This is a genomic window from Lacticaseibacillus jixianensis, from assembly GCF_003946485.1.
Lineage (GTDB): Bacteria > Bacillota > Bacilli > Lactobacillales > Lactobacillaceae > Lacticaseibacillus > Lacticaseibacillus jixianensis.
In genome coordinates, this window is record NZ_RHOJ01000036.1 from 1 (window position 1) to 16231 (window position 16231).

The 16231-nt window shown below is 58.2% G+C and carries 16 protein-coding genes; 8 read left to right on the forward strand and 8 right to left on the reverse strand.

Annotated elements, in window-relative coordinates:
• Nucleotides 1–634 precede the first annotated feature (634 nt).
• Nucleotides 635–2590 carry an acyltransferase family protein gene (locus EKM85_RS10850; protein ID WP_125586827.1) on the reverse strand — a complete coding sequence of 652 codons (1956 nt, stop codon included), beginning with the start codon at nucleotides 2588–2590 and terminating at the stop codon, nucleotides 635–637.
• The gene (locus tag EKM85_RS10855; protein ID WP_225418990.1) at nucleotides 2556–2906 is read right to left on the reverse strand and encodes an MORN repeat-containing protein; all 351 of its coding nucleotides are present in this window, start codon (nucleotides 2904–2906) and stop codon (nucleotides 2556–2558) included. The genes EKM85_RS10850 and EKM85_RS10855 overlap by 35 nt, the downstream gene beginning before the upstream one ends.
• A 163-nt stretch (nucleotides 2907–3069) precedes the next feature.
• On the opposite strand from EKM85_RS10855, the gene EKM85_RS10860 reads away from it, so the two are divergent.
• Nucleotides 3070–3288: a hypothetical protein gene (locus tag EKM85_RS10860; protein WP_125586831.1), complete on the forward strand. Its 219-nt coding sequence runs from the start codon at nucleotides 3070–3072 to the stop codon at nucleotides 3286–3288.
• Between the two features lie 144 nt (nucleotides 3289–3432).
• Here EKM85_RS10860 and EKM85_RS10865 read toward each other — a convergent pair whose 3' ends face one another.
• From EKM85_RS10865 to EKM85_RS10875, 3 genes are read right to left on the reverse strand one after another with little or no spacing between them, the layout of a single operon-like run.
• Nucleotides 3433–4380: an aldo/keto reductase gene (locus EKM85_RS10865; protein ID WP_125586834.1), complete on the reverse strand. Its 948-nt coding sequence runs from the start codon at nucleotides 4378–4380 to the stop codon at nucleotides 3433–3435.
• A gap of 34 nt (nucleotides 4381–4414) precedes the next feature.
• Entirely contained in the window at nucleotides 4415–4711 is a 297-nt protein-coding gene (locus EKM85_RS10870) for a hypothetical protein (RefSeq protein WP_125586836.1), read from the reverse strand.
• A gap of 55 nt (nucleotides 4712–4766) precedes the next feature.
• Nucleotides 4767–5174 carry a phage infection protein gene (locus EKM85_RS10875; RefSeq protein ID WP_125586838.1) on the reverse strand — a complete coding sequence of 136 codons (408 nt, stop codon included), beginning with the start codon at nucleotides 5172–5174 and terminating at the stop codon, nucleotides 4767–4769.
• Nucleotides 5175–5382: 208 nt separating this feature from the next.
• Here EKM85_RS10875 and EKM85_RS10880 point away from each other — a divergent pair, with 208 nt between their 5' ends.
• On the forward strand, nucleotides 5383–5997 hold the full coding sequence (locus tag EKM85_RS10880) for a hypothetical protein (RefSeq protein WP_125586840.1): 615 nt from the start codon (nucleotides 5383–5385) through the stop codon (nucleotides 5995–5997).
• 85 nt (nucleotides 5998–6082) lie between these two features.
• Here the strand turns inward: EKM85_RS10880 and EKM85_RS10885 are convergent, their stop codons facing one another.
• Nucleotides 6083–6862 carry an alpha/beta hydrolase gene (locus EKM85_RS10885; protein WP_379882287.1) on the reverse strand — a complete coding sequence of 260 codons (780 nt, stop codon included), beginning with the start codon at nucleotides 6860–6862 and terminating at the stop codon, nucleotides 6083–6085.
• A 210-nt stretch (nucleotides 6863–7072) separates the two neighbouring features.
• On the opposite strand from EKM85_RS10885, the gene EKM85_RS10890 reads away from it, so the two are divergent.
• A complete protein-coding gene (locus EKM85_RS10890; protein ID WP_125586844.1) occupies nucleotides 7073–7930 on the forward strand; it encodes an RluA family pseudouridine synthase in 858 nt (285 codons plus the stop codon).
• A gap of 62 nt (nucleotides 7931–7992) precedes the next feature.
• Here EKM85_RS10890 and rpmG read toward each other — a convergent pair whose 3' ends face one another.
• Entirely contained in the window at nucleotides 7993–8145 is a 153-nt protein-coding gene (gene rpmG / locus EKM85_RS10895) for a 50S ribosomal protein L33 (protein WP_054664841.1), read from the reverse strand.
• Nucleotides 8146–8220: 75 nt separating this feature from the next.
• Here rpmG and EKM85_RS10900 point away from each other — a divergent pair, with 75 nt between their 5' ends.
• From EKM85_RS10900 to EKM85_RS10910, 3 genes are all read left to right on the forward strand, one after another.
• Nucleotides 8221–8739 carry a GNAT family N-acetyltransferase gene (locus EKM85_RS10900; protein WP_164510760.1) on the forward strand — a complete coding sequence of 173 codons (519 nt, stop codon included), beginning with the start codon at nucleotides 8221–8223 and terminating at the stop codon, nucleotides 8737–8739.
• Between the two features lie 114 nt (nucleotides 8740–8853).
• On the forward strand, nucleotides 8854–9399 hold the full coding sequence (locus EKM85_RS10905; protein ID WP_125586848.1) for a hypothetical protein: 546 nt from the start codon (nucleotides 8854–8856) through the stop codon (nucleotides 9397–9399).
• Nucleotides 9400–9506: 107 nt separating this feature from the next.
• Nucleotides 9507–10280: a hypothetical protein gene (locus tag EKM85_RS10910; RefSeq protein WP_125586850.1), complete on the forward strand. Its 774-nt coding sequence runs from the start codon at nucleotides 9507–9509 to the stop codon at nucleotides 10278–10280.
• A gap of 139 nt (nucleotides 10281–10419) precedes the next feature.
• Here EKM85_RS10910 and EKM85_RS10915 read toward each other — a convergent pair whose 3' ends face one another.
• Nucleotides 10420–11925 (reverse strand): helix-turn-helix domain-containing protein, encoded by a 1506-nt coding sequence (locus EKM85_RS10915; protein ID WP_125586852.1) that lies wholly within the window; start codon nucleotides 11923–11925, stop codon nucleotides 10420–10422.
• A gap of 341 nt (nucleotides 11926–12266) precedes the next feature.
• On the opposite strand from EKM85_RS10915, the gene EKM85_RS10920 reads away from it, so the two are divergent.
• Together EKM85_RS10920 and serS are read left to right on the forward strand one after the other, a co-directional pair.
• Nucleotides 12267–13850 (forward strand): helix-turn-helix domain-containing protein, encoded by a 1584-nt coding sequence (locus tag EKM85_RS10920; RefSeq protein WP_125586854.1) that lies wholly within the window; start codon nucleotides 12267–12269, stop codon nucleotides 13848–13850.
• Nucleotides 13851–14130: 280 nt separating this feature from the next.
• Nucleotides 14131–15411: a serine--tRNA ligase gene (serS, locus tag EKM85_RS10925; RefSeq protein ID WP_125586855.1), complete on the forward strand. Its 1281-nt coding sequence runs from the start codon at nucleotides 14131–14133 to the stop codon at nucleotides 15409–15411.
• Nucleotides 15412–16231: the final 820 nt, after the last annotated feature.

Sequence of the window (16231 nt, forward strand, 5' to 3'; positions counted from 1 at the left end):
TTGTTTGTTTTAGCTAACAACATTATCAATCTAAATCCCCGTGTCGACAATCTAGGGGGTCACTTCATATTATCTAGCCCCGGGCATTGCTGGCGCTTTTTGCCGGCGAGGCCCGGGGCGTAGCTACCCACTTCCCCGTTGCGGCCCCGTAGCCCAGTTAGAAGGTGCGCAGGGGCCGCGTACTTAGCGGGACAGATAACCTAGCCACGAGCATTGCCGCCGTACTCTGGCGGCGAGGCTTGTGGCGTAGTTAGCTGCTCCCGCGTTGCGGCCCCGTAGCCCAGTTAGAAGGTGCGCAAGGTTCGCGCACTTAGCGGGACAGATAACCGCTCCGCATGTCGCCCGGTAGCCCAGTTAGTTCAGGATACCCAAGCCGTACAAATAGGACCGCAGCGGCTGCTGCGGTCCTATTTGTACGGCTGAATTTGCGCTGATAACATGGCGCGGGGTTTTCTTTAGGATGCGCAGAGTTCGCGCACTTAGGGGGACAGCCAGCCGCTACGCATGTCAGCCTGTACGCCGCAAGCGGCTACAGGCTGATCATAGGTCAAGGCGTTGCCGGCGTTTTTTGCCGGCGAGGACTTGACCGTAGCTGGATGCTCCCCCGTTGCGAACTCGGAGCTCAGTTGCATGATTACGGCTTGGCCGGTTGCTTGGCAGCGGCCAGCAGGGCGTTGTTGATGGTTTGCGTGAAGAGCACGTTGCCTTCCTGGCGGCCGGCGAAGTGCACGCCATCGGTGCCTTTGAACAGCTCCGGGTGCGCGTTCGCCACGCCTGCCCAGTCAGCCACGGTGATCCAGTCGTACTGCTGCGGCAGGGCCTGTTCAAGGGCGGTGAGGCGACTTGAATTCCAATCCGGCTTGGCCTGGCCGTTGTGCGGGGTGACCATGATCAGCTTGTGGCCCGGCTTGATGGTGGCGATGACCTGTTTGAGCACCGCCGCATAATCGTTGAGTGAATTCGTCCCGCAGGCAATAACGACGAACTCGCGCAGGGTGCCGGCGGCTTGCTGGTTTTTCACCAGCGTCAGGGCCTGATTCATGGTCCGGTCGCCCTCGGCGTCAACCACGGCGTTTTGCACGTGACTGCCCAAGTAATCTGAGACTCCCAGCGTCACTGAATCGCCAAAAATCGACACGCCGGCCGGAATGTTGTGGTCGCTGGCAGTGCTGTTGCGGTTGGCTGCTTGGTAGCCGTGCGGATCAGTCTTGGCCGCTTGTGCGGCGGCCTTTTGCCCCTGTGCGAGCCGGTTCGCCGCGGCCGTCTGCTTGGGCGTGTGCGCGGCGATGATTTCAGGGGCGGCCTGAACGTAGCGGGCAGCGTCCTGCTTGACGCCGGCGGTCCACAGGGTGGTTTCAAGCTGTGAAAGTGCTGGGGCCGCACTGACCTGGTGCACCGTCAACGCCAGCAGCACCGCCCCGCCGGCGAGCAGGCCGCCCGCGCCGAGCTGCTTCGCTCGCAGACTGTGCCCCACCAGCAGTGGCTTGCCCGCGACGAAGGGTTCCACTACGGCGACCGAAAAGGCGGCAAACAGCACACTGAGGACCAAGGTCAACGCGACCGTGATGCTCTGCGGCAGCAGCCGGCTAAAAATCACGTACAGCGGCCAGTGGTACAAGTAGATCCCATACGATAAACTGGCCAGCTGCAGGGTGATCCGCGGCTCTGCTACGGTGGTCGTGGCCTCGTGCAGCGCGCGGGCGGCGAGGATCATGATCCCGGCCAGCAGCGAGGTGATCAGCAGGCCGAACGGGTAGGTCCAGGCGGCGTCAAAGTGAACGGTCCAGCCGAGCAGGACGGTGAGGGTCGCGGCCCCGGCCAGCACCAGGGCGGGCTGCCAAGCCGGCCGCTGCGCAGTCAGGCGCCGGAACCATTCAGGCACGATGCCGATGCCGGAGACCGTGGCCAGCATGGCGCCGAGAAAAAGTGGGAAGCCGTGCGTCAGGCTGGAGAAATACACGGGTGAAAAGTCCTTGAGGCCTTGCGCCTGCCCCCACATCAATGCCAAGCTGCTGACGCCAAAAACAAGGGCGAGGCCAAACAGGCTCTCACGAAACCAGACCCGCCGTTTGCGCATCGGCACTTCTGGCTTGTTCAGCAAACGGGCGACCAGAAAGACGACGAGGCCCCAAACCAGGTAGAACTGCATTTCGACGCCGAGAAACCAGGTGTGGACAAATAAGTGCGGAATGAAATTGGTTTCATAACTGCCGCCAGTGGCAAGTTCAAACCAGTTGGTGACAAAGCCCAAGGCCGCCGCCACCTGCTTGCCGAGTCCGGTGATGAGGTCGGGTGACACCAAAAGGGTGAAGGGCACCGTGATCAGGATCATCAAGACCACGGCCGGAACGATGCGGTAAAACCGCCGCCGCAAAAAGGCGCGCAGGTCAAACCGTTGGGTGCGCGCAAACTCGTCGATCATGAGGCTGGTGATCAGAAAGCCAGAGAAGACAAAAAATAAGTCGACTCCGACGAAGCCGCCAGGATAGCCGACCTTGAAGAAGTGATACCCCAAAATCATCAACAAGCCCAAGATCCGGACCAGACTGAACCACTTAATGTGTTGATGAGCTGGCGTAGTATTGGCCATTTTTGAAGTACCCCCTATAATTTTTTCCCTGTTTGGTGGTCAATGTCCCGCGGCCGGTCAGCTGCCCCTTGGCGAAGCGGCCGGTATACTGCCAGCCGGCGTGGGAGGTGAAGCGGCCGCGGCCATTAAACCGGCCGGCCGCAAACTGGCCGCGGTAGCGATCCCCGTTTGCCAGTTTGAGGGTGCCTTGGCCGCTAAATTTGCCTTTCAGCATTTGCCCGTCGTACTTGATCGCCCCGTTTGCAAGGGCGTAATGGGTCGTTGTCCGGTGAGCGGGCCGCAGCGCCCAGGCCGCGGCCACGACGATTAGAAGCACGGCAATCCTTTCGAGCAGAGTTCTGAGACGATGGGTAGTCAAGTTGGCCCTTCTTTCTGAAAAACTTACTTATCAATCATACTTTAAAACCGCCTGGAATCAAGCAGCAGTGAAGGAATTCACGGCCTTCTTGCAGAATCTATTGCTGAAAGGGGGCGCCAAGATGACTGACCGAATTAGTCTGCTGGGGGTGGGCCTCGCGCTTGCGGGCCTGCTTTTTAGCTTGGTGCCGGGGATCGGCTGGCTGCTGTACGCGGGCGGGCTGGTCTTCAGCGTGTGGGGGTTGTTCACCCCGCAGCGGCAACTTGCTTGGTGGGGCGTGGGCGTTTCTGCTTTGAGTGCCGCCGTCCGCATACTGTTGGCCACGTTTGTGATTGGATAGAAAGGAGGGAGCGGTCCCGATGCCGAAAACATAAGCGCCTCTGCGCCCGGTCCCCAGACCGGGCTGCAGAGGCGCTTACTTTGGTATCCTTCCGCACCGCGGACACGGCAGCCAGTGCGTTGCTGGCAGTGCACCGGCCGGCGGCTAGTCTGGCAGCTGCTTGAAGGCGGCCGCGATCTGCTTGCTTTCCTGGCTAGTGAGGCGGACGGTCAACGCCTGGGCATTTTGCATCGCCTGCTCAGGCGTGCGGGCGCCGGGAATGACCACGGCGATGGTTGGCGCTTGAATGTACCACGCCAGGATCGTTTGGGCGATGGTCGCTTGGTGTGCTGCCGCAATCGGCTGCACGACGGTCGCCAGCGCGGCGGTGATGGCCGCAAACCGGTCGCCGTGGAAATTGGCTTGGCGGGCCTGCCAGCTGTCTTCACTGAACGTTTGACCAGCGCGGTACTTACCGGTCAAAAGACCCGAAGCCAGCGGAAAGTATGGCACAAAACTGATGTGGTGAGCCTGCAGGTAGGGCATGAGGCGCTGCTCATTTTGGCGGTCGATCAGGTTGTACGCATCCTCGACGATGTCAACGTACCCGTCTTGATTGGCCTCGGCGAGTTGCGCTGGGCTGAAGTTTGAGACCCCGATGGCCCGGATCTTGCCTGCTTCCTTCAATCGCTGAAGCGCTCCGACTGCCTCGTACTTCGGCGTATCCGAGTCCGGGAAGTGGATGTAGAAAATGTCGAGGTAGTCGGTGCCGAGCCGTTGCAAGGCGTGATCGACTTGCGCAGTCAAAAAGGCGGGGCGGTTGTTTGGCCGCAGCCCTTGCGCGGGATCTTGCGCGGCCTTGGTGGCGATGACGATCTGGTGGCGATCATAGTCGGCAATCGCCTGGCCAATGAGCCGTTCGGAATTCCCTAAGCCGTACATGAAGGCGGTATCCAGCATCGTCATCCCGTGATCCAACGCCGCTTTGACGGTTCGGATCCCGGTTTGATCATCGAGGCCGGTAAACAAATTGTGGCCGCCGACTTTGTTGGTCCCCAGCCCTAAAGGCCCGGACACGACGTCACTGTGGCCAATTCTAACGTGGTTCGTCATGGTAAATGTTCCTTTCGGTGGCGACTTTGGCGACTCAGCGGAAAATCAGGGAGTTGGTCCCGGTCAGGTTCATGACGTACAGTGCCAGCACCACGGCATTAATCAACAGGGAGATGACAATGATCGCATAGCGGATGGTGAAATTGTGCGCCCAAGTTTGGAAGTTGAACCACCCGAAGCGTTTGCCTTGATACCCGAAGGTCATGGCGAGCAGGATCAACGTCACGACGCCCTGACCAACGGCCCCGATCAGTCGCAGGTTAGGGTTAGTAATTTGCAATGTGTAGCTGCCAAACGCTAGTGCGTCGAGCAAAATGGCAAGCAAAGACATACTGTCACTCCTTTAACCGCCGCAATTGCGGGTTTACGCTGATAGTAGCACAGCCTCAGCGACGCGGGAAGGGGACCAATTCCGAGTGGCGAATGTCCGCGATGCTCACCTGAACGCCTGCGATCCCGACCTCGTCCCAGTCCGTGTAGCCGGCCACCTTACCGCCCAGCGGCGCGGCCAGGCGCCCCTCTGGGGTGAGGTGGCGAAGCTGAACGATGACACTTTGGCCGCTGGCAAACGCCGCGGCGAGAACGCGCCGAATTTCCGCCTCGCTTTGCTGCGGCAGCGCCGTCTGGTCTTGCAGGAGCGCCTCTGCCGCAGCCTGCTTCTTTAGGGCCGCCGTGTGGTCGGAAAGGAAATAGCCTTGCCACTTCTTCATCCCGCGGTCTTGGTAACGGTGGTCAAAAAAATCGGCGGTGAGGCGCTGAAACGCGGCTGCGCCGATCTGATCGGCATAGGTCATGGCACCACCCCCTTAGCTCACTTGTTTACGCCCATTATACGAACGCACGTTCCTAAACACAAGCCACGCAATTGGGCATTCTGTAACATAGAAAGCCCATGGCGACGGCGGTTAATCAAAACTTAACCATTTTTATGACGAAAATATTACAAAAATATTTCATGAGCGGTTATACTATGGTCATACAAACAAGTGGGGAGTGATCGTGATGAAGAAGTGGCTTTTGGTCAGTGTTGCAGTGCTGGGATTGATCGGTGGCGGGATCCAGTTGACCGGGACGCACCTTGACCACGCAAGTGCCCAGTCAGGCGCTGCGGCGGTCGTCACGCATTCCAAGACCCCCCGCGCCGCTGCCACCAAGGTGGTAAAGGGTGGCCGCACGCAAACGGTCAAGGCGGCCAGTCGCAGCGCCAAGCCGGCGACCAAGGCCCCGGCAAGCACGAAGGGCTTGGCCAAGCCCGTGGCCGCAGCGCCGCGCGCAGCAGCCCAAACGTCTGCCGCGGCAAAAGCAAGCGCCTCGCGCCAGCAGGCAACCACAGCCAAGGCACCGGCTCAGGCTCAGCCGCGCACTGCGACGACTTTGACCGCCTACTATGGGACCTGGCACAATGCTGCCGTCACGATCACCCTGACTGCCGCCAAGCTGACGGTGGCGCAGCCCGGTCAGCCCAGCCTGACGACGACCTACCAGGTGGCGGCAAGCGGCCGCGGTTACCTCTTTACGCCAACGGCCATTGAAGCCGATCCGCTCCAGCTGGAACTAGTCAACGGCCAGCTGCTCTGGGCGACTGGGGCCAGCGCCCCGTTGGTCCTGGTTCGCTGATGGTGATCAGTGGGGGCCGCCGCTCCTGTCAAAAAAATAATCCCAGTGATGCGCAAGCCAAGCGGCACGCATCACTGGGATTTTTCTATTTGCTGAGGCCGAGGTGATAGCTGAAGAACGAGGCCGTGCCCGGTAAGGCAAACGCGGTGTAGTCGCGGGCGTGACCCGTGCCCGGGACCACGTGGACCGTAATGTCGCGCTTAAACGCGGCGGCTTGCTCAAGAAAGCGGAAGACGCCCGGTAGCGGAGAGAGCTCGTCGGTGGCGTTATACATCAGCGTTGGCCCTAGCGTCTCGGTGAGGTGGTTGAGCGGATTGACCGCGGTGAGCTTTTGCGGGGTCAAGTCGCCGAGGTACGTCTGAAGAAAGTATTTATAGAAGCTTTCGTGGATCGCATGCGGTTCCGTCAGGCCGAGCTCAGCCTTGGCGTCGACCGCTGCCTTGACGGTTTGATGCTGCTGGACCCAGTTGGCGAAATCGACGATGGCCGACCAGGTCACCACCGGCTGGCCGCCGGTGAGGCTTTCCGTAAGAGCCATGGTGCCGCCGACGCTGGCGCCAAGCAGCCCCACCTTGGCGCGGTCGAACTCTAAGCTACTGGCCGCAAACCAGGCGAGAAAAGTGTGCAAATCGGTTTGGGCGGCGGGAAACAGGTGGGCCGGGGCCAGGCGATAGTTCACCAGCGCGGTCACATAGCCTGCCGCGGCGAAGTACTGGCCAATTTCCTGGTCGTTTGCTTTATCACCGCGAAACCAGCCGCCGCCGTGAACAAAGACGATCGCGGCGCCGTTCGCCTTGGCCGGCAGATAGAAGTCCGCCTTTTGTGCTGGGTCCTTGCCGTAAGCCACATCTGTTTCGATCATGATCCATCCTCCTCATCCAAGGTTGCGCAGAAGCTGGCAGCGGCGTATCGCGATGAACTGAAATGCGGCGCGCCAGCCGCTTGTTTCTGACTGCAACCAAGCCGTCATAACTTCAGCATAGTCCACTTATTAGACTCGTGGCAAGCGCTCCCACGCATTGGGGCGTATTCACGGCGGCCAAAGTCCGCTATAATTCAGACCGGAGGGAATGCCATGAATTATTCGTTTCAGTACTCAGCCGAACGTGCCACCACCGTCAAGCGCGTCTTAATGCGCCAGGGGGTCAGCCATCGGCTCCTGATCAAATTGTTTGCCGCAGACTTGGTGTTTTTAAACGGCGAGCCCACGCAGAACCAGCCGGTGATCCATGGGGATAAGGTGCGCTTTGAACTGCCACCAAGCACCGGAGTCGCCCAAAGTCAGGCCGCACTGCAGATCGTGGAGGAGCTGGACAACTGGCTGATCGTCAACAAGCCGGTGGGCCTGGCCAGTGTGCCAGGGCCGCATGACCAAACGGATTCACTGTTGAACCGGGCGGCGGGGTACCTTGCAGGCGAGGGCATTGAAGGCCCGCAGCCGGCGGTGATCACCCGCTTGGACCGCGACACTTGCGGGCTGGTGCTGATCGCCAAGCACATTTTTGCCCAAGGCAAGCTAGATCAGGCCGGCGAAACGGGCCTGACCAAGCAGTACCAAGCGGTCGTTGCCGGGCGGGTGACGCCCGCGGTGGGCACGATCACGCTGCCGCTGGGCAAGGCGGCGGACGGTATTCATCGTGAGGTGCAAGAAGGCGGCCAAGCGGCGATTACCGATTACGCCGTCGCCGCAACCCAAGGCGCGTTCAGTCTGGTCAACATCGTCTTGAAAACCGGGCGCACTCACCAAATCAGGGCGCATTTTGCTGCCATTGGGCACCCCCTGATCGGCGATCCGCTGTACGGGGAGCCGACGCCGCAGTACCAGCACCAGTTGCTACAGGCCAGCGGGCTGACTTTTACCGATCCGTTTACCGGCCTGAGCCATTTTTACCACCTGGCGGCCCCGACGGAATGGCCAAGCTTTCCCGCTTAGACGACAAAAAAACCGCCTCCGAGGAGACGGTGGTAGTCGCTAGGCCTAAGCGACGAGCCGAATTACTTTTTAACTTCGGTGAACTCGACCCGGCGACGCAACTTTGGAGAATACTTCTTCAAAGTCAGACGGTCCGGGGTGTTACGCTTGTTCTTAGAAGTTAAATAGATCCGTTCGCCAGTTTCGGCGCAAGCAAGAAGAATGTGATCACGCATTCTCAAGCACCTCTTTCTATGTATGAACCCTAATAGCATACCGGATTGAGGAAAAAAGTCAAGGGAGGGTCGCTCGTGGAGATCCAAGGCAAGCGGGTGGCGATCCGGCCGCTCGCAGCACAAGACGCGCCTGCGTATCTGGCGCTGGCGCAAGATCCAAAGGTCGCTCAGCCGGCCGGCATCCGCCGGCTTAGTACGCTGAAGGCGGCCGAGCAGCACATCGCTAGTGCTCAGGGCACCGAGTTTGCCATCACCCAAGGCAACCGGCTCATCGGGGAGGTGGGGGTTTACCCGCGCACGGCTGATCCTGCCGACCCGGCGGCCAGCACGCGCGAAATCGGGTACGCCTTGGCGGCCGACCACTGGGGGCGGGGCCTGATGACGGAGGCCCTGCAGCTGGTGCTGGCGGAACTGTTTCGCACTGGCATCACCGCGGTGTGGGCGGGGGTCTATCCGACCAACCGCCGCTCAATTGCCGTTTTGGCCAGGCTGGGCTTTGAATACCGGTTCACGGCGCCGCTGCCGGCCGGCCTGACCGGCGGCAAGCAACAGGCTGAAGCGTACTTTGAACGCGTTAATGAAAGTCTCTTATAAGAACTGCTTTCACGCTGCAAAGTCACGTTTTCTTTTCAAACGATAAAAGAAATGTCATGGTCGGCTTGCGCTAATGGTATAATGAAACTGAAAATTTTGACTGGAGGTTTCATAATGAGTACCCAAGCTGATTACGATGATATTTACACTAAGCGGCTTGCCGCGATTGAAAAGGATCCTGCATTGACGATCCTTTCGAGCATGAACCAGCCCCAACAAGCCGGCGAGAAGGCGACGCAGTACATCGTGTACACGGATTTCAAGCCGGACAGCCGCAAGAGTAGCTTCACCGTGAGCGTGTACACCCCATTTGAGAACGTTGATAAGTACGGGCACTCAAAGGCAGACTTTCAGGCACAGTTGCTGTTTGACTTGAACGCTTGGCAGAAGACCATGCATATCACCGTGCTGGAAACGTTGGGCTCCGAAAGCCGGCTGGCGTTCTACGATTTTGAAAACATGGGGCTGGCCCAGCTGGCCCTGAAGGCGTTCATCAACCTTGCGAAGAAGACAGAGGTGGCCAAGATCGACGGCAACATCTCAAGCTTTGACAAGGAAAATTTTGCCAAGCTCGACCACATCTTCACGAAGTTTGGCTTTACGGTGAAGGTGGCGGATCCGGCGCAAGGCATCGCCCGCATCGAAAAACTGATGAAATAGCAAGGACACTGCCGCTAGCTTGACTAGCGGTTTTTTTCTAGGCGAGTTTGACAGCGTTTTCAGTTCTGGCTACAATGGTCGTAACTGGGGGAAACGAGGGGGACAGTATGCTTACGCCGAGCGTGAAAGTCTTTATGTACATGCTAACGATGTCAGATGAGCCCAACATTAGCGCCGCACCCGTGTGGCGAGACCGGTATCATTTGGCGGTCCCGCGGGTGATTGCGCGCCTGCTCAGACGGGGCTTGATTGCCCCAGCCGGCCAGCTCGGCCACTACGAGCTGACCAGCAAAGGTCAGGCCGCGTTAACGGATATCGATGACTGGCTGTGGATCCATGAGTATTACCTCGCGGACGTCATCGACTTCGACCACGTTTGGTCGCTGCCGTGGCGGCACCGCAAAATTGATTACGCTTTCATTGAAAAGCGCCTAGCTGAGGCGAAGGCGCAATACGCGGAGGACGCCACTTATCAGATGCTACTGCTGCGCCACCAGCTGCGGTTGGAGTACGATACCCATCACAATCTTGACGCGATCAAGACCTTGATGGCGTTGATCGATGCTGATTTAGACCCCCAGCCAGAAGGGGGTGAGCTCACTTATCAAACCACGTGGGCCAAGATGAGCGAGTTTGAAAAGAGCACCCTGAAGACCTTGCTGGGGCGCCTGAACTGGACGATGACGGATTTTGAAATGCAGTTTTCTAACTGGCTAGAGCAGCAGCCGCGCCGGCCGCGCCTGTTCACGCGCTTTGAGCTCATGACGATCGTGATGTACGAGATCGGCAACGCCAAACCGCAGCTGTGCGCGCTTTACCAGAATGCGGCAGCCCGGGCCAAACGTCCCGCAGTGAAGCCGGATCAGGCCAGGGAGGCGTGATCCCGGGCCACACCAGCGGCGAACGCAAACGTCTCTGCCTCGCGCTTCAGCAATGAAGTGTGAGGCAGAGACGTTTTTGCGTCATGATTCGTTGTTTGCATCATGCTGCCGAGAGGTTTTGAACTTAGCCGCGCCCCAGTCATTGATTGGCCGCGAGCAGTTTGCGCTGAAAGAGGCTGAAGATCGTTTGAAACAGCACGCGGAAGTCCCCGTCAGTCGCGTCAAGATACCAGTTGAACTTGGCGATCGAAGGCGGCAGTGACGTGAGCATGTCCGGGTCGACAAAGTCATCCAGCGCGGTGATCAGCAGGTCGGCATCGGCGAGGGGCGCCTCATCAGGCAGCAGGTCGACCACGTTGAGGTTACGGACAAAATCGATGATGTTCCGGTTGATCGTGTCGGTGGTTTCCATGACCAGCTTGACCTTGACCATGTCTTCCCAGTTAAATTCCTGCATGTACGGGACGAGCAGGTAGAAAAACATTTCAACCAGCGCGTTTTGGGCCCGCTTAAACGCGCGCAGTCCCGGTTCATCGGGCAGGTCGGCGATGTACTGACTGAGCAGCCGGCGGACTTGCTGCTGCTGATAGTTGAGCAGGGCCGGCTTGAAGAAGTCCGTTTGCTTCACAAAGTCGCCGTCCATCAGGTAGAAGGCCGCCGCCACCCGGACCAGGTTGACGTAAAGCAGCGGGTCTTCGAAGGGGTTTTGCGTCGCTGGTGCCACCAACTGGCTGTGCATCACTTGGGGCAACCCCGCCACCACTTGAATGATGGGACTGTTTTGGGCTTCCAGCTGGTCAACGAGGGTCAGGGTGGTTGCGCTCGGCTGGGCGAAGGTGATCATTTTTTGCTGAAAGAAGTAGAAAAAGGCGCCTTCCGCATCAAGCGTGGCTTGCGGCACGTTGGCGTGCCGCTTGCTGGGGTAGATTGCCTTCAGCCGGAAGGGACTGTGCGGAAAACTCCGAGCAAAGGCCAGCGGCAGCTTAACGAAGTGGCCGCGGCTCATCCGGGTGCGGCAAAGCCCCCAGAACAAGCGCTCCTGACTAGCGACGATGGGGTCTGAGGCCGGCGTGGGCAGCTGTTGGTACTGCTGGCTTAAGATCTGAAAGTCAAGGGCCCGAAACGGCCACTGACTGCCGTGGTAGCTGAGCCAGTAGAACTGCTGCAGGAAAAGGCGGATCTGCTTCTCGTCGCCGATGAACGCCGCCTGCGTTAAGGAGAGCCTGATGTGATAACCGGCAAGGAAGCTGCGCACTGTGGCCGTCTTGCGCATCAAAGTGGAGCGGCTGATGAAATGGCTCGTGCAGAAGCTGCTGACCGTTTGCTGGCTGCCCTGGACCAGGTAATCGATGAATTGGAACGAAATTGATTCGTTCAGCAGGAACACCCGGTAGTCGTCGATCGTCTGCGGGAGCAAGGCCCCCCCGGTCAGCGCCTGTTTCACTTGGGCAGCGGTTTTGCCTGACAGGTCAACCAAATCACGCGTTAGTTCCTGAAAGACGTTGTAGCTTTGTTGATAGGATAGGGCAAGGCGCTCCGCCAGGTCAGTGATCGAGAGGCTCTGCGCCTGGTTGGTCACGAGCGTGTGGAACATGGTGAATTTCTGCAGATCCGCTTTTTCAAGAAAAATGGTCTCGAAATCCATTCGGCAGTCCCCCTCCTGTCAAATCGTGGTGCGCGCGGCTGAGCACGCCTTGGCGTCAAGCCTACCCCAGACTTGAAGCCGTTTTCCAAATATAGAATAGCACATGTAGAAGCCCGGTAAAAAGGGCCTTCTGCCGGAATGCACCCGGACAAGAGCTTTGTACACCAAAAAAGTCTTCGCCGCTGACCCTGATGGTTTGGAATCGATTTTCCGGTTGGTCAGGCGCGGCCAGTCTCATTAAGTGCAAATAAATATTGGCATAGTTTGTTATTCGCGGCTATAATTACTAAAGGAATGCGCTTTTACGCGCACCTTAATCGTTTGCAAAAGGAGATCATGAAATGCGAGGACGCGAAGATATCTTCTTGGCCCAGTCTCAGGCGGAAGAGACCAGTCTGTTTCGGCGGATCGTGAATGCAAGGTCGGCGCAGACGCCAGTCGCTGAGCGCCTGGCGATGGAGCGTAACGGCGAGCCGCTAGTGACCGAGGTCAACTTGAAGCAGATCGCGGCACTGACGCGGCGCAGCTACGGCTCGGTATATAACACTTACAACAGTCTCGTGGCCACCCTGCAGGAGATGATCGGCTCGAAGACCACTGCGGTGCGCAAGCTGTTCAACGTGCCGTCTAGTCAGGTGCGGCTGCACCTTGTCCAGCGCGATCACCCTTACCGGTTCTTGCACACGCTTTTGTACCATGACTACGACAGCTTCGTCGACTTCCTTGCGGCCAGTCATGCGAGCAAGGCGACGATGCTGCGGCATTTAAAGCCGCTGCGGGACTTCGCGCGCAAGTTTGGCGTCCGCTTTTCATACGAGACGCTCAGCCTGCAAGGGGATGAAAAACGGGTGCGCCTGTTTTTGACGATGATCCTCTGGCTGGCGACTGACGGGGCGGGGTGGCCGTTTGACGACCTCGATCGCAAGGCGGTCGGCGAGGTCGTTGACGCCGCAGTCGACCTGTACGACATGAATAAGCCCAATTATGTGACGCGGGAGGTGGCGATGTATTACACCGCCATTGCGCACAAGCGCTCCAGTGAAGGTAACGTGATCCCGTACCGGACCACGAAGCTGACCTTGCTGTATCCGACCGCCAACATGTTCGAGGAGCTGCAGCCAAGCCTCGCGGAGAAATTCCTGTTCCCGAAGTTCACCACGGAAGAACAGATGGGCGAAAGCTCGGCGATGTACTTTGTCTTCAACTTCTTGCCGCTGTTCAGTGCCACGGATACCGCGGGGCTTGAGCAGACGCTGGCCCGCTACCGCCACTACAATCCGCCGGTTTACACGCTGGTCACGGAGTTCCTGGCGAAGCTGCCAGTAGCCTTTTTGACGGCGGACACGATGCCGGCGGGCGCGCGGAACATTTTAACGGCGAGCCTGCTGGCGAACGCCGTTTCCACGATCGAATTTGGGGAGGACCTGTCGCAGGTGATTGCCTACGAGGTCAACGAACACCTGACTGCACTGCCGGAGAACCCCTCGCTGAAGAAAAAGGTGCGCCAGACGCTGGAGCACGTGATCTACGTGGCCGAACTGGACCGGCTGAAGCCGCGGCTTGACGCCCTGACGGACTCGTTCTATTCTGCCGTGCTTCAAGTGGCGCAGCAGTTTGCCCCCAAGACCAAGATCCGGGTGGCCGCGGTGGTCGAGCAGACGGGGCTTAGCTACGTGGACCTCTTGGGCATTTTGATGGCCCAGCCGTTTGTGGAGCTGGTTTCACCGGACACGGGGATGGCGGACGTCGATCTGGTCATCGAAAGTGCGACGGTACCTGATTCAGCCGAGCGCCATGACGGGATTTTGACCTACAAGTGGGCGGCCAGTGCGTCCAATGACTGGTTCGGGGAGCTTTATGCTGAACTGCGGCAGATCTGGGAAGACAAGAATTCTGGGACCCGCGCAGAGGATTTTGACTACTGACCAGTTGCACCGGCTAGGGGTTTGAAGTATTCTAACGGTAACAAGAAAACACGTGATTAGGTGCCTATTTTGAAACGTTCAGAGACCCGGCGGGCGGTGCGAGCCGGGAAGTTTCGATTCCAGCACGACAGTGGACGGCGATGAGTCGTACGGCGCTGACCGTTAGCAGCAAATTAAGGGTGGTCTTCGGACCAAACTTGGGTGGCACCGCGGAATAGCCTTTCGTCCCAATGAGATGAGGGGCTTTTTGTATGCAATCACGAATGAGGAGGAAATAGCATTGCTAGACATTAAAGTGATCCGCAACGACCCAGAATGGGCCAAGAAGAAGTTGGCCGCACGGGCGGTCAAGCCGGAGGAGATCGATGATCTGCTCAAGGACGATGAACAGCGGCGCACGCTGATCGCGCAAACGGAGCAGCTGAAGGCCAAGCGCAATGAGGTCTCTGGCGAAATTGCCAGCAAGAAGCGCAACAAGGAGAACGCTGACGCCGAGATCAAGGCGATGCGCGAGGTGGGCCAGCAGATCAGCGGGCTGGACAAGCAGCTTGCGGAAGTTGAGGAGAAACTGAATTATGTGCTGGTGCGGCTGCCCAATTTCCCGGCCGATGACGTGCCGATGTCCTTGAACGAGGCCGATTCGCGGGAGGAGTACAAGCGGGGGACGATCCGGCAGTTTGACTTTACGCCAAAGGCCCATTTTGAATTGGGTGAAGCCTTGGGGATCCTGGATTTCGAGCGCGCGGCAAAGGTTTCTGGTGCCCGGTTTGTCTACTATAAAGGCGCCGGTGCTCGCCTGGAGCGGGCGGTGTACAACTTCTTCTTGGACGAGCACTACAAAGAAGGCTACGAAGAAGTGATCCCGCCGTACTTGGTCAATGCAGACTCCATGTTTGGCACCGGCCAATTTCCTAAGTTCACGCAAGATGTTTACACGATCGTGAATGAGGACGAACCCCTGACCTTGATCCCAACGGCAGAAGTACCACTGGTCAACTACTACCGCGGGGAGATCATCGATGCGGAGAAGCTGCCAATTAGTGTGACGGCACTGACGCCAGCGTTTCGTTCCGAGGCCGGGTCTGCCGGCCGCGACACCCGCGGCTTGATTCGCATGCACCAATTCAACAAGGTCGAAATGGTCAAGTTCTGCAAGCCTGAGGATTCTTGGAACCAGTTGCAACGGCTGATCCACGATGCGGGCGATTTGCTTGATAAGCTCGGGCTGCCTTACCACGTCATCACCCTGGCCTCCAGTGACGCGAGCTTTACCTCGGCCAAGACTAACGACCTGGAAGTGTGGCTGCCAGCACAGAACACGTACCGGGAAATTTCCAGTTGCAGTAATTGCACGGACTTTCAGGCGCGCCGGGCGCAGATCCGTTACCGCGACGATAACGGCAAGCCGCAGTTCGTCCACACGCTGAACGGCTCTGGCCTGGCCGTTGGCCGCACCGTTGCCGCCATTTTGGAGAATTATCAAAATGCCGATGGTTCGGTGACGATCCCGGACGTGCTGGTCCCGTACATGGCCGGCCAAACTGTCATCAAAGGTGAATAACGTGATCCAGCCGCAGCGATGCGGCTGTTTTTTTTACAAGGTGCGCAGGGTCGACGCACTTAGCCCGACGCTTAGCCTAGCCCAGAACATTGCCGCTGAACTTTAGCGGCGAGGCCCTGGGCGTAGCTAGGCGCTCGGGCGTTGTCGACCCGTAGCCCAGTTAGATCAAGGTGCGCAGGGTCGACGCACTTAGCCCGACGGCTAGCCGCTACGCATGTCAGCCTGTACGCCATAAATGGCTACAGGCTAAGCCCAGCCAGAGGCATTGCCGCAGGTCTTTGGCGGCGAGGACTCTGGCGCAGCTAGCTGCTCGGGCGTTGTCGACCCGGAGCCCAGTTAGATCAAGGTGCGAAGACTCGCCGGTTTTAGCCCGACAGCCAGCCCAATCTAGGCCTTGCCGGTGATTTTTACCGGCGAGGCCTAGAGCGTCGCAGGCTGCTCGGGCGTTGCTGAGTCGCAACCCAATTATCCTCGTCAGCCGCCGCAGACTTTGTGAAATTTGCGGTTGGCTGTTTTTATTTCGGCCTTTTGCAAAAAAATGGTTGACGGTCTTTGGTCGGCTTGGTAAGATATTCAACGTTGTCAAAACGCAGGCGGCTCCGCAGGGAGCGGCATTGCCGGTAAAAAAACCAGTTGACAATCCGCAGGCCAATTGATAGACTATAAAAGTTGTCTTTTGGACAAGGTAGTCCTTTGAAAACTGAACAAAGTTTCGTAAATGTGATAGGGCTTTTCAATGAAAGTTGAAAAGAATTAATTAACATGAGCGAAGTCAATTCGCAAACAACAAATCGAGCTATTCAAATAACTCATTATATGA

What these genes read in the sequence shown, in the direction of transcription:
- EKM85_RS10850 (WP_125586827.1), bottom strand. Translation starts at nt 2,590, where the DNA reads ATGGCCAATACTACGCCAGCTCATCAACACATTAAGTGGTTCAGTCTG.
- EKM85_RS10860 (WP_125586831.1), top strand. Translation starts at nt 3,070, where the DNA reads ATGACTGACCGAATTAGTCTGCTGGGGGTGGGCCTCGCGCTTGCGGGC.
- EKM85_RS10865 (WP_125586834.1), bottom strand. Translation starts at nt 4,380, where the DNA reads ATGACGAACCACGTTAGAATTGGCCACAGTGACGTCGTGTCCGGGCCT.
- EKM85_RS10880 (WP_125586840.1), top strand. Translation starts at nt 5,383, where the DNA reads ATGAAGAAGTGGCTTTTGGTCAGTGTTGCAGTGCTGGGATTGATCGGT.
- EKM85_RS10915 (WP_125586852.1), bottom strand. Translation starts at nt 11,925, where the DNA reads ATGGATTTCGAGACCATTTTTCTTGAAAAAGCGGATCTGCAGAAATTC.
- EKM85_RS10890 (WP_125586844.1), top strand. Translation starts at nt 7,073, where the DNA reads ATGAATTATTCGTTTCAGTACTCAGCCGAACGTGCCACCACCGTCAAG.
- EKM85_RS10910 (WP_125586850.1), top strand. Translation starts at nt 9,507, where the DNA reads ATGCTTACGCCGAGCGTGAAAGTCTTTATGTACATGCTAACGATGTCA.
- EKM85_RS10920 (WP_125586854.1), top strand. Translation starts at nt 12,267, where the DNA reads ATGCGAGGACGCGAAGATATCTTCTTGGCCCAGTCTCAGGCGGAAGAG.
- EKM85_RS10870 (WP_125586836.1), bottom strand. Translation starts at nt 4,711, where the DNA reads ATGTCTTTGCTTGCCATTTTGCTCGACGCACTAGCGTTTGGCAGCTAC.
- EKM85_RS10905 (WP_125586848.1), top strand. Translation starts at nt 8,854, where the DNA reads ATGAGTACCCAAGCTGATTACGATGATATTTACACTAAGCGGCTTGCC.
- rpmG (WP_054664841.1), bottom strand. Translation starts at nt 8,145, where the DNA reads ATGCGTGATCACATTCTTCTTGCTTGCGCCGAAACTGGCGAACGGATC.
- EKM85_RS10875 (WP_125586838.1), bottom strand. Translation starts at nt 5,174, where the DNA reads ATGACCTATGCCGATCAGATCGGCGCAGCCGCGTTTCAGCGCCTCACC.